General features: G+C 38.4%; 26 protein-coding genes and 1 other RNA gene. 11 read left to right on the top strand and 16 right to left on the bottom strand.

All coding sequences use genetic code 11. The annotated features are described in order from the left end of the window. Nucleotides 1-79: 79 nt before the first annotated feature. Nucleotides 80-1,165 (bottom strand): DNA polymerase III subunit gamma/tau, encoded by a 1,086-nt coding sequence (gene dnaX, locus BGO42_RS02895; RefSeq protein WP_177734400.1) that lies wholly within the window; start codon nt 1,163-1,165, stop codon nt 80-82. Between the two features lie 101 nt (nt 1,166-1,266). Continuing rightward, entirely contained in the window at nt 1,267-1,557 is a 291-nt protein-coding gene (locus BGO42_RS02890; RefSeq protein WP_414654259.1) for a hypothetical protein, read from the bottom strand. 130 nt (nt 1,558-1,687) lie between these two features. Here BGO42_RS02890 and rnpB point away from each other — a divergent pair. Continuing rightward, nucleotides 1,688-2,003, top strand: an RNA gene (gene rnpB, locus BGO42_RS02885) — RNase P RNA component class A. Between the two features lie 98 nt (nt 2,004-2,101). Here rnpB and BGO42_RS02880 read toward each other — a convergent pair. Then, entirely contained in the window at nt 2,102-2,797 is a 696-nt protein-coding gene (locus BGO42_RS02880) for a response regulator transcription factor (protein WP_273245933.1), read from the bottom strand. A gap of 3 nt (nt 2,798-2,800) precedes the next feature. Beyond that, nucleotides 2,801-4,162, bottom strand: a complete 1,362-nt coding sequence (locus tag BGO42_RS02875; protein ID WP_177734402.1) for a sensor histidine kinase — start codon at nt 4,160-4,162, stop codon at nt 2,801-2,803. 131 nt (nt 4,163-4,293) lie between these two features. Between BGO42_RS02875 and BGO42_RS02870 the strand changes: the two genes are divergently transcribed. Continuing rightward, the gene (locus BGO42_RS02870) at nt 4,294-6,375 is read left to right on the top strand and encodes an outer membrane beta-barrel protein (protein WP_273245859.1); all 2,082 of its coding nucleotides are present in this window, start codon (nt 4,294-4,296) and stop codon (nt 6,373-6,375) included. Here the strand turns inward: BGO42_RS02870 and rsmD are convergent, their stop codons facing one another. Then, on the bottom strand, nt 6,376-6,963 hold the full coding sequence (gene rsmD / locus BGO42_RS02865) for a 16S rRNA (guanine(966)-N(2))-methyltransferase RsmD (protein WP_177734404.1): 588 nt from the start codon (nt 6,961-6,963) through the stop codon (nt 6,376-6,378). After that, nucleotides 6,960-7,769 carry a DUF3822 family protein gene (locus BGO42_RS02860; protein WP_273245857.1) on the bottom strand — a complete coding sequence of 270 codons (810 nt, stop codon included), beginning with the start codon at nt 7,767-7,769 and terminating at the stop codon, nt 6,960-6,962. The genes rsmD and BGO42_RS02860 overlap by 4 nt, the downstream gene beginning before the upstream one ends. A 144-nt stretch (nt 7,770-7,913) precedes the next feature. Here BGO42_RS02860 and BGO42_RS02855 point away from each other — a divergent pair, with 144 nt between their 5' ends. Continuing rightward, on the top strand, nt 7,914-9,338 hold the full coding sequence (locus BGO42_RS02855; protein WP_273245855.1) for an ATP-dependent DNA helicase: 1,425 nt from the start codon (nt 7,914-7,916) through the stop codon (nt 9,336-9,338). 35 nt (nt 9,339-9,373) lie between these two features. Beyond that, nucleotides 9,374-10,105 (top strand): 3-deoxy-manno-octulosonate cytidylyltransferase, encoded by a 732-nt coding sequence (kdsB, locus tag BGO42_RS02850; protein ID WP_273245852.1) that lies wholly within the window; start codon nt 9,374-9,376, stop codon nt 10,103-10,105. A 43-nt stretch (nt 10,106-10,148) separates the two neighbouring features. Here kdsB and BGO42_RS02845 read toward each other — a convergent pair whose 3' ends face one another. The 4 genes from BGO42_RS02845 to BGO42_RS02830 all read right to left on the bottom strand — a co-directional run bounded on the left by BGO42_RS02845 (nt 10,149) and on the right by BGO42_RS02830 (nt 13,260). After that, nucleotides 10,149-10,844, bottom strand: coding sequence for a copper resistance protein NlpE (locus BGO42_RS02845; protein WP_177734408.1), 696 nt, complete (start codon nt 10,842-10,844; stop codon nt 10,149-10,151). A 223-nt stretch (nt 10,845-11,067) separates the two neighbouring features. Continuing rightward, nucleotides 11,068-11,637 carry a DUF417 family protein gene (locus BGO42_RS02840; RefSeq protein ID WP_177734409.1) on the bottom strand — a complete coding sequence of 190 codons (570 nt, stop codon included), beginning with the start codon at nt 11,635-11,637 and terminating at the stop codon, nt 11,068-11,070. A 69-nt stretch (nt 11,638-11,706) separates the two neighbouring features. After that, nucleotides 11,707-12,594 carry a helix-turn-helix domain-containing protein gene (locus tag BGO42_RS02835; protein ID WP_273245849.1) on the bottom strand — a complete coding sequence of 296 codons (888 nt, stop codon included), beginning with the start codon at nt 12,592-12,594 and terminating at the stop codon, nt 11,707-11,709. A 3-nt stretch (nt 12,595-12,597) separates the two neighbouring features. Beyond that, entirely contained in the window at nt 12,598-13,260 is a 663-nt protein-coding gene (locus tag BGO42_RS02830) for a spermidine synthase (RefSeq protein ID WP_273245932.1), read from the bottom strand. A gap of 60 nt (nt 13,261-13,320) precedes the next feature. On the opposite strand from BGO42_RS02830, the gene BGO42_RS02825 reads away from it, so the two are divergent. Further along, a complete protein-coding gene (locus BGO42_RS02825) occupies nt 13,321-13,878 on the top strand; it encodes a 1-acyl-sn-glycerol-3-phosphate acyltransferase (protein ID WP_177734411.1) in 558 nt (185 codons plus the stop codon). Nucleotides 13,879-14,058: 180 nt separating this feature from the next. On the opposite strand, the gene BGO42_RS02820 is transcribed toward BGO42_RS02825, so the two are convergent. The 4 genes from BGO42_RS02820 to BGO42_RS02805 are packed head-to-tail and all read right to left on the bottom strand — an operon-like array spanning nt 14,059 to nt 16,695. Continuing rightward, complete coding sequence (locus BGO42_RS02820) at nt 14,059-14,622, bottom strand: DUF6620 family protein (RefSeq protein WP_273245847.1); 564 nt, start codon at nt 14,620-14,622, stop codon at nt 14,059-14,061. Next, the gene (locus BGO42_RS02815; protein ID WP_273245845.1) at nt 14,615-15,484 is read right to left on the bottom strand and encodes a hypothetical protein; all 870 of its coding nucleotides are present in this window, start codon (nt 15,482-15,484) and stop codon (nt 14,615-14,617) included. Before BGO42_RS02815 ends, BGO42_RS02820 begins: the two co-directional genes overlap by 8 nt. 13 nt (nt 15,485-15,497) lie before the next feature. Next, nucleotides 15,498-15,740 carry a hypothetical protein gene (locus BGO42_RS02810; protein WP_177734414.1) on the bottom strand — a complete coding sequence of 81 codons (243 nt, stop codon included), beginning with the start codon at nt 15,738-15,740 and terminating at the stop codon, nt 15,498-15,500. 4 nt (nt 15,741-15,744) lie between these two features. After that, nucleotides 15,745-16,695: an SPFH domain-containing protein gene (locus BGO42_RS02805; protein WP_273245843.1), complete on the bottom strand. Its 951-nt coding sequence runs from the start codon at nt 16,693-16,695 to the stop codon at nt 15,745-15,747. A gap of 301 nt (nt 16,696-16,996) precedes the next feature. Here BGO42_RS02805 and BGO42_RS02800 point away from each other — a divergent pair, with 301 nt between their 5' ends. Continuing rightward, nucleotides 16,997-17,368 (top strand): hypothetical protein, encoded by a 372-nt coding sequence (locus BGO42_RS02800; RefSeq protein ID WP_273245841.1) that lies wholly within the window; start codon nt 16,997-16,999, stop codon nt 17,366-17,368. A 154-nt stretch (nt 17,369-17,522) separates the two neighbouring features. On the opposite strand, the gene BGO42_RS02795 is transcribed toward BGO42_RS02800, so the two are convergent. Beyond that, nucleotides 17,523-17,954 carry a helix-turn-helix domain-containing protein gene (locus BGO42_RS02795; protein WP_177734416.1) on the bottom strand — a complete coding sequence of 144 codons (432 nt, stop codon included), beginning with the start codon at nt 17,952-17,954 and terminating at the stop codon, nt 17,523-17,525. A 294-nt stretch (nt 17,955-18,248) separates the two neighbouring features. Between BGO42_RS02795 and BGO42_RS02790 the strand changes: the two genes are divergently transcribed. The 3 genes from BGO42_RS02790 to BGO42_RS02780 all read left to right on the top strand — a co-directional run bounded on the left by BGO42_RS02790 (nt 18,249) and on the right by BGO42_RS02780 (nt 20,580). Then, nucleotides 18,249-19,403 (top strand): M14 family metallopeptidase, encoded by a 1,155-nt coding sequence (locus tag BGO42_RS02790; protein ID WP_273245839.1) that lies wholly within the window; start codon nt 18,249-18,251, stop codon nt 19,401-19,403. 81 nt (nt 19,404-19,484) lie between these two features. Next, the gene (locus BGO42_RS02785) at nt 19,485-19,964 is read left to right on the top strand and encodes an Lrp/AsnC family transcriptional regulator (RefSeq protein WP_136401578.1); all 480 of its coding nucleotides are present in this window, start codon (nt 19,485-19,487) and stop codon (nt 19,962-19,964) included. An 88-nt stretch (nt 19,965-20,052) separates the two neighbouring features. Beyond that, complete coding sequence (locus BGO42_RS02780) at nt 20,053-20,580, top strand: DinB family protein (RefSeq protein ID WP_273245835.1); 528 nt, start codon at nt 20,053-20,055, stop codon at nt 20,578-20,580. Nucleotides 20,581-20,620: 40 nt separating this feature from the next. On the opposite strand, the gene BGO42_RS02775 is transcribed toward BGO42_RS02780, so the two are convergent. Next, nucleotides 20,621-22,720, bottom strand: a complete 2,100-nt coding sequence (locus BGO42_RS02775) for an LTA synthase family protein (RefSeq protein WP_273245833.1) — start codon at nt 22,718-22,720, stop codon at nt 20,621-20,623. Nucleotides 22,721-22,848: 128 nt separating this feature from the next. Between BGO42_RS02775 and BGO42_RS02770 the strand changes: the two genes are divergently transcribed. Together BGO42_RS02770 and BGO42_RS02765 are read left to right on the top strand one after the other, a co-directional pair. After that, nucleotides 22,849-23,727 (top strand): diacylglycerol/lipid kinase family protein, encoded by an 879-nt coding sequence (locus BGO42_RS02770; RefSeq protein ID WP_177734420.1) that lies wholly within the window; start codon nt 22,849-22,851, stop codon nt 23,725-23,727. A 2-nt stretch (nt 23,728-23,729) separates the two neighbouring features. Next, a complete protein-coding gene (locus tag BGO42_RS02765) occupies nt 23,730-24,191 on the top strand; it encodes a DUF2231 domain-containing protein (RefSeq protein ID WP_177734421.1) in 462 nt (153 codons plus the stop codon). Nucleotides 24,192-24,408 lie beyond the last annotated feature (217 nt).

The following is a 24,408-nucleotide window of genomic DNA, read 5'->3' as shown; positions in this document are numbered from 1 at the left end:
ATATTAACAGCAGCAGGAACGGTAATTTCAGCCGGAGCAGTTGCCGGCTTTGGATTATTTCTGAAAAAATCAGGGGGAATTATAAATTGTTTAGCTTTTTTTTTTCTCCATCAAAATTGATAGAGGCAAGCTGCATCAGGCATAGTTCTACTAAAAGACGCTGATTCTGACTGCTTTTGTATTTTAAATCACAATCATTGGCAACATCAATACCCTGTAATAAAAAGTCCTGCGACGTTTTTTGGGACTGTTCGCGGTATAAATTCTGTGCATGCTCACCGGCTTCCAGCAATACCAGCGTAGCCGGGTTTTTACAAACCAGTAGATCCCTGAAATGTGAAGCCAGACCGGCAACAAAATGATGTCCGTCAAAACCTTTTGCCAGGATATCATTATAAGCCAATAGTAAATCCGGGATTTTGTTTTCCAGAAGTAAATCGGTTACCTTAATATAATATTCAAAATCAAGAACATTCAGGTTTTCGGTAACAGCCTGACGGGTTAAGTTTGTTCCGCAATAGGAAACAACACGGTCAAAAATAGACAAAGCATCACGCATCGCGCCATCTGCCTTTTGGGCAATAATGTGCAGAGCATCGTCTTCAAATGAAATATTCTGGCTTTTCGCTACTTCTGCCAGGTGTTCTTTGGCATCTTTAACGGTAATACGTTTAAAATCAAAAATCTGACAACGGGATAATATCGTTGGGATGATTTTGTGTTTTTCGGTAGTTGCCAGGATAAAAATAGCATGTCGTGGCGGTTCTTCCAGCGTTTTCAGGAAAGCATTAAATGCAGCCTGAGAAAGCATGTGTACCTCGTCAATGATATATACTTTGTATTTTCCTGTTTGTGGTGGTATACGAACCTGATCGATCAGGTTACGGATATCGTCAACAGAGTTGTTTGAAGCCGCATCCAGCTCAAAAACGTTGAATGCAAAATCTTCATAAGGATCATCATAGCCTTCCTGATTGATTTTACGGGCCAGAATACGGGCACAGGTGGTTTTTCCCACACCACGCGGACCGGTAAAAAGCAATGCCTGAGCCAGGTGATTGTTTTCGATGGCGTTTAATAACGTATTGGTAATAGCCTGCTGACCAACAACATCTTTAAATGTTTGCGGTCTGTATTTACGGGCTGATACGATAAACTGTTCCATAGAATTTTATTGAAGGCAAATATAGCTGTAAAAAGGAGAAATTGCAAAAACAGTACCGGATAGTTTTTAACAAATAACAATTGTTTTAAGAGTAAAAACAGCTATTCGGTTCTGCCCTTTATACTTAGGTCAATCAGAACTTTTTCAATATCGTTTTCGGAAGAAGCCAGCTGTCCGGCAACAAAAACACCTTTTTCTCCGGAAACGGATTTAATCCCGTAAACGGTCGCTTCATCATCCGGATTGGTTTGCCCTTCGTAGCGGTAAATATGAACGATCTCGTAATGGGAAGGATTGGCAATAATATCGTTTTCATGAATATTGAAATCAATCGTAAAACCTTTTTCGGCAAGCTCTTCCAAAGCTTTTGTAACAGTGGCATAATGATACATACGAACCATATTTTAGTTGTTTTGTTGTTATTTTTTAAAGATAATCATTTTATTTCCAAATAAATATAAAGCATTGTTAAAGTGCTGTTACGAATAGGGGTGAAAAAGGAAAATAAAGCACTATCTTTGCCCCGCAGACCGCCTTATCGTCGTTCCGTAAGGAAGGGAGGAAAGTCCGGACACCAGAGAGTAGCATAGCGGGTAACACCCGTCAGTTTGTCTTCGGACAGATTAGGACAAGTGCAACAGAAAGTATGTACAGGTAATGCTGTAGTGAAACCAGGTAAACTCTATGCGGTGAAATGCCATGTATATCAACATTTAAGGGCTGCTCGTCCGTTGTTGAGGGGTAGGCAGATGGATCTCACTGGTAACGGTGAGACTAGATAAATGATAAGGGTCCGCTTCGGCGGATACAGAATCCGGCTTACAGGTCTGCATTATTTTTTAAGCTATAATAACCGGCACACTTTTGCCAATTGCTCTTTGCCTATTTTTTAATCCCCCCTTGTCAATTGCCTTTTGCCCTTTGCTTTTTACCCTTTCACATCCCCCTATCCAACTTAAACTCAAGCCCGATATTCCGGATACTTTCAATAGCAATATGCTGATCGCCTGAAAGATGTTTTCGCAGCTTGCTGATATAGACATCCATACTTCTGCCGGAGAAAAAATCGGTATTTCCCCAAACAGCTTTAAGAACAACTTCTCTTTTAAGCAGCTGATTACTGTTGTTAATCAGGAAAAGGAGCAGGGCGGCCTCTTTTTCGGTAATGCGCTGTATGCTGTTCTCAAAATGCAATTCCAGTCGTTTGGTATCAAAAACATACGCGCCAACGGGAATCTTTGTGCTAACAGGTGCTGTTACCGCCTGCTGCCCGGATCTTTTAAGGATATTATTCAGCCGGAGAACCAGCTCATCGGCTTCAAAAGGCTTTACGATATAATCATCGGCACCAAATTTCAACCCTTTCAGTTTATCCTCTTTCATTTTTTTGGCAGTCAGGAAAATAAAAGGAACATTCGCATCCAGCTGAATGATTTTTTCAGCAAGGGTAAAACCGTCAATCTTAGGCATCATCACATCAAAAATACCAATATTAAAAGACTCTTTCTGAAACATAGCCAGTGCTTCTTCACCGTCTTTTGTCCAGGTAACATCATAATCATGAAGTGCTAAATACTGCTTTAAAACCAATGCAAAATCGGTATCATCTTCTGCTAAAAGTATCTTTTTCATCATCTAAATGGCGGGAATACTAATATGGAATAAAGTCCCTTTTCCTAATTCACTATCAATTTTAACGGCACCTTTATGGGCTTTAATGATCTGGTCAACATAGTACAAGCCTAAGCCAAGCCCTTTTGTAGTATGGATATTTCCCTGTTCGACCCTGTAAAACTTATCAAACAGCAGTGTTTGTTTTTCCTTGGCAACACCAATTCCGTCATCCTGGATCTCAATTTTTAAAAGTTTATCTTTAACAACCGTACTAACCCTGATGTTTTTACAGCCGTATTTTACTGCATTATCCAGGACATTGTTAATAGCCGTTGTTAAATGGAAAGGATCGACTTCTAAAAAATAGCCGGAAACCGGTAATTCATGCACTATCACCACATCCGGATAAGCTATTTTAAAATCGTCTATAATAGCCTTTAGAAAGACATTACTGTTTGTTTTAACTTTCTGTAACGCAATTTCTTCATAGCCCAGTGAATTTGTCATGACCTGGTCTATTAAATGCTGTAAACGGGTATTCTGACGGTTTATCGTATCCAAAACTGTATTAAAAACGGCTTCATTTTCTTTAACCCCTTTCTGTTCGAGGATTTTTGTCGACACGGATAAAGTCGTCAGCGGTGTCTTTAATTCATGGGTGATGTTATTGATAAAATCGGTTTTAACATCATTTACTTTCTTCTGCCTGATCAGGGCTTTTATAGCCATTACAAACAGTACAACCAGAATAAACATTGCCGTCACCGAAAGGAAAAGCACCATGGCCATTCGTTTTAATATGATTTGCTGCCAATTATTAACGGAAACATATAAGGTGTCTTCCGTGAGCAGTTTATAATTCGTATCCGGAACCAGATTACTGGCAGTACCCACATAGTTCCGGACCAGAAAAGCATTGTCCAGACTGGCTAAATTTCCGAAAAGTTTGTTCCCGATAAGCGGTTTTTCGGCAAAAACAGTATCACTTTTTTGCGCATTTTCATATATAATAAACTTATTGGCAACAAGGGCAAAATCAATGGAGTCTTCCGGAAACTCCCGTTCCAGCTGTTTTTTCAGCCGGGCTGTCAGCTCACTTTTAAAATCATTTTTCAGCAGCCTGTTTTTTAATTGCAGCTTCATTTTGGGATTCTTAAAATATTCCTGTGCCAATCGCTTGTAAAGAATGTCTTTTTCATAGAAAATACTGGAATCAATAGCCGTATAATCATCGGTAATGGCTCCGATTTTTTCTTTTACCTCCAGCTGGAATTGCGCTACTTTATAATGATAGGTAGTTTTTACCAGATAGTACTGCATTGCCGTTAATACGACCAGTACAGCTATAGCAAAACCGATTAAAAAGTTTATTTTGAGTTTCATCCGTTCAATGTATTCTGTATCAAAAATAAGGCTTTTATGAAAACTATAGCATTTTAACCCTGCATTAACCTCCGATTAACTTCCGGACTGAAATTTTACCGGCATTTTTGCGATTCAAATCCATACACAACATGAAAAAATATCACATTCTCATTTTAGCCATCTTATGCACACTCCGGTTAACAGCCCAGGAAGACCCGAAAGTATTAGAGGAAGTAGTCATCAAACAGGAAGCAAAAGCGTTCAGCATTAAAAACGGAAACATTAAAGTAGATGTCGCCAATACGCTTTTTAAGGCCAATACCAACCCGGTTGATCTAATATCAAAACTACCCGGTATTCAGGTAAGTCCGGACCGGGAGAACATTACGGTTGTTGGAAAAGGAAATGCCCTGATCTATATTGACAATCAGAGAGTAACGGTTAACGACCTGAATGCCTTAACGGTTGAGGATATTAAAACCATCGAAATCATTCAGAATCCATCCTCTAAATATGATGCCGATGGCCGTGCTGTCATTCTGATTACCCGCAAACGTACCAAAAAGGAAGGGTTTATGCTCAGCCTCACCGAAAATGCAACTTTTAAAAGGTATTTTAATAACTATTTAGGCGGAAATACCAGTTATAAAAAAGGCAATATAGAGCTAAAGGCAAATTTTAATTACAACCAGCTGACTGTGTGGGAAAGCAACGGTAACGACTTTAGCATACCGGATAAAGATATTGTTTCCAACTACCTGGTAACCGCAGTCACCAAAAGACCGCAATATATTTACGGAGCGGGTATTTTCTACAAGATCAATGATGACGATAACTTCTCATTTAACTTTAACGGAAAAACTGATAAAGATCTTTTTGACATAACTACAGACACGTATAACAGGCAGCAAAATGACGAAAACAATATTGCAACCTTAAATCAAAACAATGGAAACAGGCAGTTTTACAATGCTTTTATGAACTACAACCATAAAATTAAAAGTATGGAAGCCTTGCTTTTTACCGGTATACAATATTCCGGGCATACCCAGAAAACACAAAGCCAGATCTTTAATAACTATAACAATACCACGTTTGATCCCACCCAAAACAGGGATCAGCGATTTCATGTCGATCTTTTTTCCGGCCGTATGGATTTTGAAAAACCATTTAAAAATCAGATGAAACTGGAATTGGGCATCTTTCATTCACAGGCCGCTGCAACTACCGATTTCAACAGCTATACTTTTAATCCCGAAGCAATACAGGCATCGTCATACCATTACAAAGAAAAGAATAGTGCCGGGTATTTTCAGTTTTCCGGCAGCTTTAAAAAGATCAGTTACAGCCTTGGCACACGGGTAGAAAACACAATTGTTGAAGGAAAGTATAAAATGGCAGATGCTTTATTAATAGACAAGAACTACACCCGGCTGTTCCCGAAACTACAGCTGGAAATTCCTGTAGACAGCACTAAAACCCTTACTTTAAATTATGCTAAAAGCATCAGCAGACCGGATTTTCTGTCGGCCAGCCAGGTAACAGCCTATATTAACCCGTATTTTTCTTTTGCCAACAACATTAACATTGATCCTACCATTACAAATGAAATCAGTGCTAATTTTCAGTATGGGAATAAATTACTGAAAATCAGTTACAACCAAAAAGACAACCCTGTTTATATGGGAAGTACCTATGATGACACTCAAAACATGCTCACTTTAAAACCGGTGAATTTCGAAAAAGAGTCGGGTTACAGTATCGAATTAACCACGCCGTTTACCTATAAAATCTGGACAGCTACCAATGTGCTGAATTTGACCTATAATAAAATAGAAGACCCCGGAGCTGTTCTGAACGGAACAAGACCATACCTGTATTACTACAGTAATCACACGTTTAAACTGCCCAAAGCGATCGAATTAATGGTAAACGCCTGGGGCATTACCCGCCAGCAGGAAGGTATTTTTGAAAGAAAAAGTCTGTTTACGATTGATGCTGCCGTTTCAAAAACATTCTGGAAGCACTTCGATTGTACGCTGAGCTGTAATGATATCTTCCGGCAACTGACCTTTTACGATAGTTTTACCGTTAACAACGTCACTGCAAAAGGAAGGTATTATACGGATTTGCAAATGCTTTCCCTTGCCGTAAAATATTCCTTTGGCAAGATCAGTAATTCGGAATTCAAAGAGAAAAGTATCGATGAGAATGCGAACAGAATCCGTTAACTAACTGTCGAATTCGTCTTCTTCGTCCGTGACATCCTCTTCCGAATCATTTTCAAATTCAAAGAAGGAGAATACCGATCCGCCGTAATTCTTTAAAAAAGAAAAATTATCCATGTGGTTGATAGGAGTGTGCTTGGAATGTTCAATGATCATCATACCGTCGGTTTCCAGTAACTCATTCTGGAAAACAAGCTCCACGATTTTTTCAAAATCTTTCTTTTCCATCCCATAAGGCGGGTCGGCAAAGATAATATCGTAGGAAGCCTTGCTTTTTTCCAGGAATTTAAAAACATCGCTTTTAATGGCCGTAATGTCGAAATCAAATTCCTTTGCGGTCTTTTTTATAAAGTTTACACAGCCAAAATCGCCGTCAACACTGGTAATAGGCCCTGATCCGCGGGAAGCAAATTCATAGCTGATGTTTCCGGTACCGGCAAACAGGTCCAGTACGCGCAATTCACTGAAATTAAAATAGTTATTCAGGATGTTGAATAACGATTCTTTAGACATGTCTGTAGTGGGGCGAACAGGTAAATTTTTTGGAGGATTGATTCGTCTTCCTTTATACTTTCCGGAAATGATTCTCATGAATGGAGTAGGATATAATTTTGTAGTGTTTCACTTTCTGTGAGAGAATATTTTGACTGCAGATCAATGGTATCCAGCAGGGTAATATTACGAACATAACGATAGGCAATTTCAAAACAAGGATGGTTTTCGCTGATTTTACCCAATAGGGAAACAGCGATACTTTCCGGATTTAACTGCAATTGCTCCAGCGTAAATAGCAGATAATAAACAAAATCTTCTGGTGTTTTATACTCAAAGGAATTGTACAACAATAGCTTCATGTTAGCAATGATAACAATCTCAAAATGAGTTTCCTGAATATGAATGTAAACCTGTTTTTCTTCTTTGTTTTTTGACAAATCCAGCAGTCGGGATACCAATACTGTATTCACGTTTTTATAGTCAAAAGTACCGAACTGATCGATCAGGAAATTGTTTACATTCACAAACGGAACATATACATTGTTCATCTCGTAGGCTTCAATTTCATCGAAGGCAAAAAAATCGGTTTCAAATACTTTGGTATTGTATTGCAGATAACTGCCCAGGTAATTTTCATCAAACAGCGGTTTCGGCACAAAAGTGCTGAAATTATTGTCGTGCAGCACAACCACTTCATCGTAGTATTTTGTCAGCGCAGGATGATCCACAAAAGTGCGCCACAACTGATCTTCCAGTGATTGGGTGTTTTTAAAGACAACATGCTGTAAATCAACAACACGGTCGTTGAGCGTATCGGTCACACAAAAAGAAAGTCCATTGAGCGCAACCTGAATGGACAATTTTTTGTAGTTTTTTGAAGCTATCGTAGTTGTTGATGACATTATGCTGAATCGTAATTATGGACAAATTTACATTTTTTTTGCAACTGAAACCGATTTACGATAAAAAAGGTATGTATCTTTGATATTCTTTTACAGCACAGCTAAAACTTAGGTTTTACAAGCCTGTGATTATTTTAAACATCCATGAGTTCCAGCAAATTTTATTCTTCTTTAAAACAAAATTTTCCGTATCAGCCAACGCTAAAACAGGACATTTTTTTTCAAAAAATAGCCGATTTTATTACCAATGAAAACGATGATGAGATATTTCTGCTAAAAGGATATGCCGGAACCGGAAAAACTACCGTTATTGCAACCATCGTGAACCAGCTGAAAGACGTTCACAAAAAATATGTATTGCTGGCGCCCACAGGACGTGCGGCAAAAGTGATCTCAAATTATTCCCATAAACCGGCATTTACCATTCACAAACGAATTTATTTCCCTAAAAAGGGTAGTGGTGGTGGCGTTAGCTTTACGATGCAGCCCAATAAATTCAAGAACACCGTTTTTATTGTGGATGAGGCCTCCATGATTTCGGATACCAATTCCGATTCGGGCCTGTATGAAAACGGTTCGTTATTAGATGATCTGATACTCTATATCTATTCCGGCCATAAATGCAAAATGATATTGGTGGGCGATACCGCACAGCTGCCTCCGGTACACATGGATGTCAGCCCGGCTTTGAATATGGATACGCTGTCCATGAATTACAGTATGGAAGTACAGCATATCGAGCTGGATGAAGTAATGCGTCAGGAAGAAAAATCCGGTATTCTATACAATGCAACCGAACTGCGGGAAATACTGAAATCCCAGTTTATGGATTCCTTTAAGTTTCAGCTAAGGGGCTTTAAAGACATTGTACGCCTGGAAGACGGTTATGATATTCAGGATGCCATTCAGCAGGCCTACAGCAATTACAGCATTGAAGACACGGCTTTTATTGTGCGTTCCAACAAAAGAGCCAATCAGTACAACCAGCAAATCCGCTTACGGATCCTGGACAAGGAAAGCGAACTTTCTGCCGGCGATTTTATGATGGTGGTCAAGAATAACTATTTCTGGCTGAAAGAAACAGATGAAGCCGGGTTTATTGCCAATGGAGACATCATTGAAATCCTGGAAATCTTTAAGATACAGGAACTGTATGGCTTTAAATTCGCCAAGGTTAAAATCCGGATGGTCGATTATCCCGGCCAGATTCCTTTTGAAACCGTCTTGATTTTAGATACGCTAACGAGTGAATCGCCTTCATTGACCTATGAACAGTCCAACATGCTGTACCAGGAAGTCATGAAGGATTATGAAGAGGAAAGAACGCAGTACCGCAAACTCCAGAAAGTAAAAAGCAATCCGTATTTTAATGCGCTGCAGGTTAAATTCTCGTATGCGATTACCTGCCACAAATCGCAAGGCGGACAATGGAATACGGTGTTTATCGAACAGCCATATTTACCGGACGGTATTAATAAAGATTACATACGATGGCTGTACACTGCCATTACCAGAGCTAAAGATAAATTATATCTTATTGGCTTTAAAGACGACTATTTTGAAAATTGATATTACTTTTAAGACTTAAAACATACTAATTGCACATGAAAATAATAGCTGTAATTCCTGCCCGTTATGCTTCCACACGTTTCCCTGCAAAACTGATGCAGGATCTGGGTGGTAAAACGGTTATTTTAAGAACGTATGAAAGTGCTGTTCAGACCCGATTGTTTGATGATGTTTTTGTAGTAACCGATTCGGAGCTTATCTATGAGGAAATAGTATCCCATTGCGGAAAAGCCATCAGAAGTATCAAAGAACACGAAAGCGGCAGCGACCGTATTGCAGAGGCTATCGAAAATATGGATGTTGATGTTGTGGTAAATGTACAGGGCGATGAACCGTTTATCAATGCGGAACCGTTGGAACAGGTTTTGGATATTTTCAAAAACGATACCGGAAAACAAGTGGATCTGGCGTCTTTGATGCGGGAGATTACCGATAAAAAAGATATTGAAAACCCGAATAATGTAAAGGTTATTGTCGACCAGAAAGGATTTGCCTTATATTTTTCCCGTTCCGTGATACCGTATCCGAGAGAAGAAAATGTAGGCGTACGCTATATGCAGCACATCGGTATTTATGCTTTTAGAAAAGAAGCTCTGCTGGATTTTTACAAATTGCCGATGCTTTCACTTGAAGCTTCCGAAAAACTGGAGCAATTACGCTATTTAGAATACGGAAAACGCATCCGGATGGTCGAAACCAGCCATGTAGGCATCGGGATTGACACTCCGGAAGACCTTGAAAAAGCCCGGAAAATGATCCTGTCATAAATAAAAAAAGGAGCGTATGTTATGCTCCTTTTTTTATTCCCTGTTATTTCTTCAGATATTCTCCTGCCAGCGAACCGCCGCCGCCGCAGAAATACATTAGATCATAACGTTCGTTAAACTTAGAAGTAGAAATTACCGCCATATTGTTTTTAACGGATATTGTCATAACCGCTTTCAGATCCGGATTGCTGTCTTTCAGATTCACTTCAATCTGGTTGTTTACCAAAATACCTTTTCCTTTAAACTCACAGCCTTTTTTGGTTGCCGCTTTAAAAGTCACCGCTACATCAAATTCGTTATCCTTAGTATTCGTTAGGGATAATGTCTGGTAATAACCTTTTCCTTCTTCACCCAGGATATAGCTTCCGTTAAGCGATTTCGGCACGATCGGTTTCTCTTTCGAAAGAATGTAATGGGACGCTAATTCCGATTGTATCTCTTTTTTATCCTGATCCAGTATGGCAATGGTACTATCTGTTTTAATCAGATAAAACTCCGTTTGATTGTCTTTAAAAGTAACTTCCACATAAGGACCGTTTAACTTCCATTTCCCTTTTTCTGTTTCGGCAGCTCCTTTGCTATCCTGATACAGTACTGTTTTGGAAACATTTGAATCGTTGTCAAAGGAAAGTGTTGTTTCAATTCCCGGACAATCCGCACATGGTAAAACACCTTCATACATACCCGAAACCGTCCTGGTTACCTGTGTACTGTCGGCTTTAGGTGTTTCAGCTGCCATTGAATCCGTTTTTTTACATGCTGTAAATGACAATAAAGCAACTATTGCTAATGTAGCTAAAGGTTTGTTTATCATAATTTCATTTTTTTATTGTTATTTACAAAACAGTATCAAAAAGCTTACCAAAGTGGTGTTTTTTATGATGTTTTTTCTTAAAAAAATATCTCAACCCCTTCATACTTCCCACATCACATCAAACTTCTAACCTCATACTTCTAATATCTCACCTCACTTTCCTCCTTTCCAGGTATTTTTGCGCTGCCTGGCTCATCGTTACCAGCGCAGCACCCATCATTATCGCATCTTTGATCACCAGTCTGCCGGCACCGCTTAAATATGGAAATCCGGATTGTGCATCGCCCAGATCGGGAACCCAGGTTTCCGGCGTGGTAATCAGGAAAGACAGCGTTACAAAAGACATTCCAAATGCTAAAAAGCTTCCGAAAGCCGATACTCCGGGTGCAAAAGGATAGAAAGCAATTAAAATCCCGATAGCTACAATTAAGGCACCCAGTCCATAGGAAAATCCGTAAGTATTATTCGCTTCGTGCCAGGCTATATTTTCGGGTTTGTATTCGCCTTCCTTATTCATGTGTGTTTTATATTCAGGAGCTTTATAGGTGTAGAAGAAACTCATTAACGGGCTGTTTGCAGCAAAAGGTACTATGCCGTTAGCTTCATAACGAAAAGCCTTTAGTCCGCCAATCCAGACCAAAACAATAATTAAGCCCAAACGGGTTACATGCATTCCGGTTTCCTGCAGTCTGGCTGCAAAAGCAAATAATTTGTCCATAAATTTTTAATTGATTGTTATGGTACAAAGTTCTTTTAATTCAAAAACAACCGGAATAGATAAATAGCATTAAGGAATGGATAAAAATCCTTTGCGGATTTTCCATTCTTCTTCCCGGAAATGCTTTGGCGACAATCCGATATGCTTTTTAAAGAACCGGCTGAAATAGTATTCGTCTTTAAAACCCAAATCGGAAGCAATAGCTTTAATCTGGGTATTGGTATGCAGTAATTCCCATTTTGCCTTTAAAAGCAGTTTTTCATTTAGCAATGCCGAAACCGTTTTCTGGTAATACTGTTTGGTAGCATTACTGAGTGTCTTAACTGTCACGTTCAGTTTTTCGGCATAAAAAGAAGGCTGATGTTCGGTTTGAAAATGTTCGTTGATCAATGCGGTAAGTGTCGTGAGAAACTCCGGCAGCGGGAGCAGGGCTTTAGCTTCCAAGGCATCGGTTTCATTTTTGAGCCGGGTCAGTTTGATTAAAAAGATTTTCAGATATGAAAAAACCAGCTCGTTTGAAGCCAGTTCCTCTTCTTTTATCTCATTTTGAATATTCTGAAATAAAACCGATAATTCATCGCGTTCTTTCAGCGGAAGCGGAATTTTTGAAGTCGCATAAATATTATTAAAAAGCACACCGTTACAGCCTACCTGATGGTGGTAGGTTTCAATGCAGAAAAAATTGGCATGGAACAACAGCAGGGAAGCTTCCGTTTCACTTTTAGGGTGCAAGGCAAATGCCTGATAGGTATTAAAACAAAAAATCTGATTTTCAGCATATTTTGTTTTCATCAAATCGGTTTCCACTGTTCCATTACCCTGATGTATCCACAGAATGGCAAAATAATTCGTATGCAGCTGCCAGCTTTCCGTTGCTATAGCAACAGCAGAAATCAGGATAGGCGTACTTTCCTTAGAAGCTTTCTTTATTTCCAGATGAATCGGATTGGCCAGCATGATTTATCCTAATTTTTTAATGGTAAACAGCTCGTTATGGTCTTCTACTTTCGGGTACATCCTAACGGAATAATGCGCATTGAACTTCGAACGGTAGGCGGTATTGCGCTGTTTGTGTTCGTCCGTGAGCACCATTGTATTAAACAGGATAAAACCGTTTACATTCAGCAGGAAATTGATGCGGTTGATAAAGAACTCCTCAAAAAGAAAATTCGGCATTACCGTATCCTGAAAAACATCAATAATGATCAGGTCATATTTCTCGCGGGTCTTTAAAACAAATTCAAAAGCATCGTCTATGACCAGTTCCAGGTTGGGAATTTTATCCAGATCAAAATACTTGTTTGCCAGTTCTATCGTTTTCGGGTCTATTTCCACACCGGTTACAGCTCCTTTAAATTTGATTTCATCCACCAGTGTTTTGATCACACTGCCGCCGGCCACACCCAAAACTAAAACCGATTTAAAATTGCGGATTCGCTCAAAACCAATATAATGCAGCCCTTTTCTTAAAATCCGCTGCAAACTTCCATACGAATAGTTCGTATTCTTGGAATCCATAACCAGTTGCCCGTTATTCCAGGTAACTTCCAGATTTTTATTTATTTCCGATTTTTTTTGGTGTATATTTATGGGTATAAAGTAACTCAGCAGCTTTTTAAGTATCATCCATTCACATTTTCTATTCGTAAATATAATGCTATTTTTACACCAAACTTTTTTAAAATGAAACAATTTCTATACAGGTTAATATTCTTTAAATGGATGGGATGGAAGATAAACGGTGCGATTGCTCCGGAAATCAAAAAGTGCATCATGATAGTGGTACCGCATACCAGCTGGCACGATTTCTACCTTGGTGTATTTACCAGAGGAATATTAGATCAGGAAATGAACTTTGTCGCTAAAAAAGAACTGTTTAAATTCCCTTTTGGAGCCTATTTCAGATGGATGGGCGGCGCACCGCTAAACCGTCAGAAAAACGAAAACAAAGTAGATGCCATTGCCAAAGTATTTGAAGGAAAAGAGGTTTTCCGCCTGGCGATCGCTCCCGAAGGAACCCGGAAAAAAGTGACGGAATGGAAAACAGGATTCTATTATATCGCCATGAAAGCCGGTATTCCGATAGTCCCGGTTGCTTTTGACTATGGCAAAAAAGAAGTAAAAATTGCCGCACCGTTTTATCCGACCGGTGATAAAGAAAAAGACTTTAAAGCATTACAGCAACATTATAAAGGAGTCATCGGGAAAATTCCAAAATACAGCTTTGTACCGGAAGCATAATTAAAAAAAGAAATTGATTGCCGGACTTTTTATTTCCGGTTAAGAAGTTTGTTAATGGGGAGGGCTTTATAGTTCGAAAGAAATTGATCTCTTTAAAACTATAAAGCCCCGAATAGCTGGTGAACAGCTTTACGATAACAAAGTTTACTAAACAGAAACCGCTTGTTAGAGCCGGTATACCTAAAACTCCACATCATCTGCTACGTTGCCTCCTTGTTCAGCAGCAAATTTTTCGGAATATTCCTTTTCTTTTTGCTCCCTGTAGTCTAAATAATACCGCATTGTTTCGAGCTCTTCGTTAGCAATTGGCATCCATTGCATAGCCACCGACTGAAAATCGCCCAATGAAATCCCGAAATTATCCTGTATCCATTGTGCACCGTCATATCCGTAAGCATAAGCGGCCTGCCGGGCTCCATTGAGCTCTTCATAGAAATAACGGTCTGTTTGCATCTTTTCAAGATTCTTCGAACCTTCTTCGCTTATTACCGCTTTCAGGTTGCCTAATTTCGGATGATCGCCTGCTTCTGCAAAATATTGCCCAAAAATTGTAACTACCTCATAGGTGCTGTCTTCCTGCATTCTTGCTCCCCAAAGCGCAGAGGCTTCTTCAAAAACTGCCTTTTCAATTCCCAATACTTTCAGGATTTCGTTTTGGTCAACTCCGGATGCCATTTTTGAAGCAATAGCCGCATAATCATACAATGTAACCCCGTGAATGGGTTCTAATAATGGATTACTCATAATTTTCTGTTTTGTATTCGTTTAATAATCGGGTATAAAATTTTTCGTGTTCTTGCTCCATATCCGGATTTATTTTGTTCCATTCATCAAACATCGCCCGTAAATAATGTTGGTATAATTTCGGAGCTTTGTCTTTCAATTCCTGCCATTGCTTCTCTAAATCCTCCATTTGTGCTGTTTTTTGCTGAATACTGTTCGGATCATTTTCGAAAATAATGTTCAGCGTTAATTGGTGTTTTTGCTGATGCAGTTCTTCCATCTTTTCAGGAATTTCATAATACTCTTTCAACAAATGCGCTGTTCGTTGTTCGGCAAGGCTTCTTCCCAGATGTTCCAGCATTTTTGCCTGCGAGCTTGGCTCAAAAGTATTCCGGGTACTACAGGCGGGACAAGTGATATAAGCGGTTGTAAAATAGATTTTTTCAATCGGGACAGGACTTCCGCATTGTGTACAGCGAAATTGATCTTTGATGGTTTCGTACTCGTCTAAAATTTTCTGGTATTTCACTTCATAATCTTCCTGATCGGTACTGTCTATTCTTTCCCGGCAGTCCTGATACAATTCCTCTAACTGATAGAATCTGTCGTAACATTCGGTTCTGAATTCAAGGTAGGTTACAAGATCATCTTCATCGTAAGGAAAATACGTTATTTTTTCCTCCTTCACTTCACGGGCTTTTTTTACAATGTTTTCCATCTGACCTAATACGGCCGATTTCATCCTTAAATATTCCCGTCTAAACTGGCCGGTATCGGAATTGTTTATCGTTATCAATTCCGGAATAGAGGCTTCTGTAAACTCTTTGAGCTTGCCTTCTAATTTACTTATGAAAATAAAAAATCGTTCCTGGGTTGCTTGCATGATCATGTATAATTTAGGAGTTATCCTCTTTTTTAATATTAATTCCATCCGATATTTTTACGGAGAGAAACGTAAAGCCACAATAAGCACAGTGGGTTAATCCGTCATCTTTTGCTCTTCCGGCTCCGCAATTGGGGCAGGTTCTTGTCGCTACTTTTGCAGCTTCATCCACAAAATCGCCTCCGTACGATTTTTGTTCTTTGGCTTTCTGCTTCATTTTCTCTAAAATGGAAAGTGGTTTTTTCTTTTCTTCCATAACCTTATAATTTATCAATCAACTCCGTTTTTTTGGCTTTGTATTCTGTTTCGTCAATTAATCCGCTTTCAAAAAGTGTTTTGAGCTTTTGCAGCTTTACCGTAATGTCCTCTTGTGCGGCTGGCGGATTCATTTGCTGCTGCATTTGGTTCATCATCATCCCGGCAATCATTCCGCTTGTCGTGCCTTCATTGGCAATAGTGCCTTGTTGCCCGATAGCCTGTGCCGTACTGAACCGGGTAAATTTATCCATATCGGTTACCATGTTCATATTCGTGATTTTATCATAATGTGCCGAAACTTCGTCGGGCAGGGTAACGCTGGTAATCGTAAACGTGATTAAATCAATACCGAATTGAGCAAAATACGGCTTTAAAAAAGGTGTTATTTTTCCGCCTAATTCCGTTACATTTCCGGCGATGTCTTTTACAGCAATATTTTCCTGCGCTAAAACCTCGCCGAATTTCGGAGCAATAAAATCTCTTAATTCGTATTGCAGTTCAAAAATGGTAAAGGTCCGGTAAGAACCTGCATACTGACGAAAGAAGGTTTCGAAATCCTTTATCTGAATATCAAACGTTCCGAAAGCCCGGACACGAACCTGTCCAAATTCAGGATCCCGCATCATAATCGGAGCAGGCGTACCCCATTTGTTGTTCACAAACTGACGGGTGTTTACAAAATAAATATCGGCTTTAAACGGACTTTGAAAGCCATATTTCCAACCTTTTAAGCGACTTAATACCGGAATATTTTCAGTACTTAAAGTATGTAGTCCCGGTTGAAAAACATCGGCTAGTTGTCCTTCGTTCAGGAAAACAGCAATTTGCGATTCCCGGACCGTGAGCTTTGCCCCGTTTTTAATCTCTTTGTCGGTGTCCTCAAACTTCCACATCAACAGATTCGGATCCGGTGTGGCAGCTTCAATAATGTCAATGAATTGTGATGTTATCATACGCTATTAGTGTTACTATGTTTGTATTACGTAGCACGTTTCTTTCGGGGGGAAAAATAGGGGGAAGGGGAGATTAGTGAGAACCTGAAACTTCACAGACAAGATTTCGTCTGCAGTCTTCAATTCACTGTGACTAAATTACGAAAAAAAACATTCCGTTGCAAAATACTTCTCACAAATCCGGAAACCAATAACAGCAGGCCGATTCACTTAAAAAGACTGTATATCATTTTTTTTCAAAAAAATAAAACCAAACCTTTTACTATTTCGTATATACCTGTATTAATCAGAATATACGATTATGAAAGTCCGGTTATCAGTATGTATTCCATCCGTATCTTTCTGTTCCTGTAATCAGGATCAGGATATGAATACCTGCCCGTTACCGACAAAAACATACAAAAGAACTTTTTCTTCTTCCGGTAATCTGATGGTTTTAACAGATGTAGGCGCTGCCACATCGCAAACCAACGGCGGTATTATTTTAAGTAACAATTTCCCGGATGCATTTACAGCTACACCGAATATGGGAACAATTGCTATGAGTAACCAGATTAGAATTTATGAACCGGGCACAATGCCTGGGAATCCTGTAGCTATTGCCAGCGAGAACATTACTAAAAAGATATTTATCGCGGAACGATTAGGGAGGAGGAAATGTTCTTTTGTTTAATACACCAATCACGAAGGTGATTATGTACCGGTGTCCAAACGTTTAGAAGCAGGCGTTACTGCTGTTCATTAGATTCGTAAATAAATTGTGATACATTTTGTTTTGGGTTAGTTTGAGGTTAGAACCTCAGTTGCATTATGCGGCTGAGGTTTTTTTATTGTTGTTCATAATTTTTAAAAGTTCCGTCTTTATAAAAAATCACGATGCGCTCTATCGCATCCGGATTATTAAAAATGGGAGGAAGGGCTGTTTTTTCGTTTCCGGAAACCTCTTGTCCGGAAAATGTTGCCGTTGAAAATAAATCCGGTATATTTTCTTCTACGGCATATTCCTGTATCGTTGCCGTATTAATAGCATCCGATTTTGGAAAAGTACCCTTGCCGTTAAGAATCCAGTATAAATCCACTTCCGGGAAAAACTCAATAATTTTTAAGATAAAATCAAGACTCGGTTTGTTTCTGCCGGAGAGCAGGTGAGACAAACCGGAACGCTGCACACCGATCTTATCGGCAAACGAAGAAGCAGATAAACCATAATAATCCAGTATTATTTCCAGTCTTTTAATAAAATCATCTGTGTTTACCATTGTAAAAAAATATTTCAATTTGCAATATTACAAATGTAAACAAATAGTTCTATCCAAACAACTTTACAACTGTAAACAATGTTTATATGATTAATATCTAACTTCATATATCACACATCAAACATTTGATAATAAGAAAAATATGAATTTAATTAACATACTGCTAAAATAGTTAGAACTACATTCTGACTCCTGTAAACCCGGTGTTTACAGGGATAACATAAATACATATTTTCTGTGTTTACAATTGTAATTTAATAGATGTTTACTTTTGTAAATAGAAAATAGTTACAAATGGAATTTCATAAGATATTCGAATCAAACAAAGAACAAAGCCTGTATGGCCGTTATATCACCAACACCCATATCGAACCGTTACTCACAAAACTGGGCAGTGATTTTACGGTTAGCAGTAGCGGAAAATCCGTAAACGGATTACCTATATATACTATTAAGGTAGGCAGCGGTTCCGTAAAATTGTATATGTGGTCACAGATGCACGGAAACGAGTCCACGACCACCAAAGCTTTATTTGATTTATTAAACCTGTTAAACAGCGAATCGGAGCTGGCGCTTTCCTTTAAAAATGCCTTTACCTTTTGCATTATCCCGATCTTAAATCCGGATGGCGCGGCAGCCTATACCCGTGTAAACGCCAATGAAACAGACCTGAACCGGGATTCTGTTGCGCTGAGTCAGCCGGAAAGTAAACTGTTACGCCAGCTATATGAAGAATTTCGGCCTGATTTTTGCTTTAACCTGCACGACCAGCGCACGATTTTCGGAGCCGGTCCGGAAGGTAATCCGGCAACAGTCTCATTTTTAGCACCTTCTTATAATGAAGAACGGGAAATTAATGAGGTCAGACAGCAGGCAATTAACGTTATTGCTGCAATGAATGCCGAATTACAGAAACATATCCCCAATCAGGTAGGACGCTTTGATGATTCCTATAATATTAACTGTATAGGCGATATGTTTCAGACACTGGGAACGCCGACGATCCTTTTTGAGGCAGGGCATTTCCAGCAGGATTATGAAAGAGAAGTGACGCGGAAAATGATTTTTATCGCCTATTTAGTTGCATTGCTAACCATTTCAAAAAACGAACATGTTAGCAATAAAACGACAGAATATTTCGATATTCCTCAAAATAAGATAGTTTTTTTTGATTTTATTTACAAAAATATCAAAACAGATTGTGCTGGTAAACAAAAAATTACTAATTTTGCCGCCCAATACAAAGAAATCCTGGAGGACGGAAAAATTAATTTTCAGGCATTCATTTCAGAAGCAGGTGCGTTATCGGGTTATTTTGGACATCAGGAATATGATTTCAAAAATAAACCAATTACAAACGATAAAGGAACCACACCCGCAATTAATGACAACGCAAATTTTTTAGTAGATAAAAACGAGAAAATTGTTAATGGTTTGCTAAAAAAATAATAATTCGGTAATTATACTGAATAATTAGTGTTAATTTGTCGTAGATTTGCATTTTAAATATAAATAGATAAATATAACTTTATGAGTAAGTTTCGTTTGGATGAAGTAGATCATCAAATTTTAGATATGTTGATTGATAATACGAGAGTACCTTTTACAGATATTGCTAAAAAATTGTTGATCTCAGCAGGTACTGTACATGTGAGAGTTAAGAAAATGGAAGATGCAGGAATTATTCAAGGATCTTCATTAACGTTAGATTACGAAAAATTAGGATATTCTTTCATCGCTTACGTTGGGGTTTTCCTTCATAATACTTCTCAAACTAAATTTGTACTTGAGAGAATTAACGAAATTCCTTTTGTTACTGTAGCACACGTAACTACAGGAAAGTTTAATATCTTCTGTAAAATCAGAGCAAAAGATACCAAACACGCTAAAGAAGTTATCTTTATGATTGATGATATTGATGGTGTTTACAGAACAGAAACCATGATTTCATTAGAAGAAAGCATTAACGACAAGAAACGTTTAATGCACACTATCTTTAAAGATATGTAATCAAAATATTTTATTTTTTAAAACCCTCAGGCGAAAACCTGAGGGTTTTTCTTTTTACATTTACGGTACAAAAACAAATTTAACGCTAATGAATCCGACACAACTTGAACCAGGCGAATATGCCGCTTATTATCAAACGTATATTGATGCTTTAGATAAAAATATAAACCTGATAGAAGAAATGGAAATCAGCCTTTACAGCACCATTAAATTCATACAGGACATCCCGATGGATAAATTCGATTATCGTTATGCAGAAGGGAAGTGGACCATTAAAGAGATTATACAGCACATTATTGATGCCGAACGTGTTTTTGCTTACAGAGCGCTGCGCTTTTCAAGAAGCGACCAGACGCCTTTGCCCGGTTTTGAAGAAAATGAGTATGCCGAAGTGGTAAATCCAACCGCAAACAAACGCCATTTAAAAGATTTGCTAACCGAATTAACCCTGGTGCGGCATGCAACCATAGCACTGTTTAAAAGCTTTACACCGGAAGATCTTTTAAAATCTGGTATCGCTTCCAATAACAATATGTCTGTAAGAGCAATCGGATTTGTGATTATCGGACATCAGAACCACCACATCAGCATATACAAAGAACGTTATCTTTCTTAAACCTATAAAAAAAGCCTGTAAATACAGGCTTTTTTGTTGTTTATTTTTGTTGGTACAAATGATTCTTTAACAGGTAAGAAGCGGTCTGGTAGTATGAAACGCTTTCATTTACCAGATCCTGGCGGATTTTCTCAATCGGTTTCTGCTCATAATACAGCTGGAATTCTTCGCCAACACCCGCTTTAGGATCTAAAGTCAGCGAGAATTGTTTTACTTTCTTAACCGGAGAAATGATGGTCATCACATTGTCCTTGATAAAGCCCAGATCCTGATACGTTGCCATAAAAGCTCTTGGTTTATAATCGGCCTGAAACACATCCTGACCAAAGAACTTGCTTTGATAGCTAAAGTTAAGCATTCCCATTAAGGTTGGCATAACATCAATTTGCGACATTAATACCGTATGTCTGGACGGTGTCACAAAACCTGGCGCATAGATCATCGCCGGAATGCGGTATTTGTCTACAGGAAGTTCCGTTTTTCCGGAGCTGGAAGCGCAATGGTCGGCTACAATAACAAAAATGGTATTGTTAAACCAGGGCTGTTTTTTTGCATTGTTAAAAAACTGCTTCATGGCAAAATCGGTATATTTCACACCACCTTCTCTTTGCTTGGAATTGGCCGGAATATCAATCCTGTTTTCCGGATACGTAAAAGGTCTGTGGTTACTTACGGTCATAATATGATTGAAGAAAGGCTTGTTTTCTTTCGCCTCTTCATTCATTACCTTGATTGCTTTTTTAAACAAATCTTCATCACAAACGCCCCAAATATTCTGAAACGTTATTTCTTCCGGTGTAAATACCTTTTTATCTACAATATCATAGCCGTTTCCTCCGAAAAAGTCCTGCATATTATCAAAAAAAGCATCTCCTCCGTATAAATATTTTACAGTATATCCTTTTTGTTTAAATACATAACCGGTTGAAAATTTATCTTTATTGTCTTTTCGTTTTACAACACTTTCCCCGGCTGTTGGCGGAAGGGATAAGGTTACCGCTTCCAAACCTCTAACGGTTCTGTTTCCGGTGGCATACAGGTTGGTAAACATCAGACTTTGCCCGGCTAAGGAATCCAGGAAAGGCGTGATACCCTGCTCATTTCCGTAAAGTTTCATAAACTCGGCACTTAAGCTTTCTACGGTAATCAAAACAACATTTTTATGTATTTCAGCACCTTTACCGGTAATTTGTCTTGTGGTAGTATTGCCGGTTAAATCCGGAATTTGTTTTTGAAGCAGCGCTAAAGCCTCATTTTCCGGCAATGTATTGTAAAATTTAAAGTAATCCAGCTCACTATTCATAAAAGCCAGGTAAAAACGGTATACACCATTTGCCTGCAATTCGTTGGTAAAAACGTTTTGTGATTTCTCCTGTTTGGCCAAAAACGGAATTGCCGCCAGAGAAATCAGAAACAAAACAGCATAACCGCCGGTAATCATTAACTTTTCAGTAAAAGTAGGCAGGTTGCTTAAATATACTTTTGATCTTTTAACAATGATATATGTCGACAATAAAGCAGCGATTCCAATCCCGATAAACAACGGAACAACCGGGTAAGATTCCATGATATTCCCGATTACCGTATTGGTATATACCAGGTAATCAACCGCTATAAAGTTATATTTTACCCCAAATTCATTCCAGAAGAAGAATTCGCTGACCGCATTCTGGATGATACACAGTACGAAAATAAACAACGTAATGGAAAACAATGCCAGACGCAGTTTATGACGGTATTTCGGTAAAAACAATAAAGCCCCGAACAATACTGTTTTTAAAGCGACGAAGCTGATCCCGATTTCCGGTAAAACACCGCCGTATTCGTTTAAAATAGTATTACAGAAACTAACATAACCCAAAAGTGCTACTAATCCCGCAAAAATAAGATACCCCCATGGTTTGTAATATTTTGAATCCGAAAGAAACAACAGGTAAATCCACAGAAAGGCACTGGCGATCACGAATACAAAAAAATCAGAAACAATTCCGAATGTAAATATTTTCAGCACATCCAGAACGCCAAAATGAGATTGGGTGATCGGATGAAATAACAATACTATTCTTAAAATAACACTTACAGTGATGTAAAATATTGCTAAATTATAAAAGGGGGCAATTTTTTTAACAATTGTAGACATAAATTGGTTTTTTGGCAAAAATATAAAAAAAGGAATGCAATATTAATAAATTTTTGGAAGGATTATTTTTAAAAATATATATTTTTGCAAATTATAATTACACTTACTCAGTTTACCCATAAATATTAATGAAATACATTCACTTTATTGTTAATCCGATTTCAGGAAAAGGCAAACACAAAATAAGAAAAGAGGATCTGGAAGCATTCTTCCCGTCAAATGAATATAAGATTGTTGTTGATTATTCCGAATATAAAAAACACGCTATCGAATTGACGAAGAATGCCGTAGCTAAAAATCCGGAAATGATTGTAGCCTGCGGCGGTGATGGAACAATACACGAAGTAGCATCCGGACTGGTAAACACCTCAATTGCATTGGGTATTTTACCGGTAGGCTCCGGTAACGGACTGGCTTCCAACCTGAGCATTCCTAAAGACTTTGAAAAAGCAATACGGATTATCAAGCAGGGAAATGAATCGGCTATAGATGTAGGTTCGATCAACAATCATTATTTCTTCAGTAATATGGGGCTTGGAATAGATGCCTTAATTATTAAGAAATACGAAAACATGCCCACCCGTAACCTTTCTACCTATGTAAAGGCTTCTTTGCAGTCGGCTATGGGTTATAAGGCCAATAAAGCGATCGTACATTGTAACGATACCGTTTTTGAGGTAAATCCGATGCTTTTGTTTATTTCCAACTCCAATGAAATGGGATACAACATGAGCCTTACGCCAAAAGCAAGCCTTCAGGATGGCTGGTTAGACCTGTTGGTCGTATCCAAATTGAATATTTTTGAGCAGCTTTATTTCGGTTCGTTAGTACTGATGAGCAAAACAGAAAAATTCAAAAAGGCAAACAGCCAGCTTGTAAAAGAGGTTAAAATTGAAATGGAAAATAAGGATAGTATTGCCATGCAGCTGGATGGTGAATATTATGAATCAAAAACCAATATCTTTAAAATAAGCATATTGGAAGGATCACTTAAAGTTGTAAATTAATTATGAATCAGGCGCATTTACACATGATCGTCAACCATTTCCCGATTATTGGAAGCATCTTCGGGGCAGGTATACTTATTGCCGGTTTAGTATTCAAAAACAAATCCATTCAGTACACAGCGTTTGTGTTACTGGCTATAGCAGCAATATTCGGACTGGTATCCATGAGAACCGGAGAAGGAGCGGAGGAGATTGCAGAAAACCTGGGCATCAGCCGCAGCATTATACACGAACATGAAGAAATCGCTGAGAAATTTATAATCCTGTTGTATTTAACCGGAGCTGTGGCTATTTTAACATTGATTACCTCTTTAAAGAACCATGCTAAAGCCAAAGTTTTTACCTATATAACCTTATTTTTAGCGATTGCAACAGCTGTTTTATCCAAAAGTGTAGGCACTACCGGCGGGGAAATCCGCCATACAGAAATCAGGGAAAACAACGCGCAAAACCCTGTAAATTAAGTAGCTGACAACAGTTTAAAAAAGTACTTCAAAAAATATTTTATTCAAAAAAGTTATAAAAAATTAGGAAACTATTTTTTTTTGACTTTAACTTTGCAACACAAAATAGAACAGAAAAATGTTTTTAAACCAACTACATCATCATCATTATACCTCCGCTCAAGCGAAGTGATAATGATATGTGTATAAACCATATATTTTTTAAACCCGTTTGAGT

This window comes from Flavobacterium sp. 40-81 (assembly GCF_001898245.1).
Taxonomy (GTDB): Bacteria; Bacteroidota; Bacteroidia; order Flavobacteriales; family Flavobacteriaceae; genus Flavobacterium; species Flavobacterium inviolabile.
The sequence above is the reverse complement of the archived record's forward strand: the minus strand, read 5'-3'. Positions and strand labels throughout refer to the sequence as shown.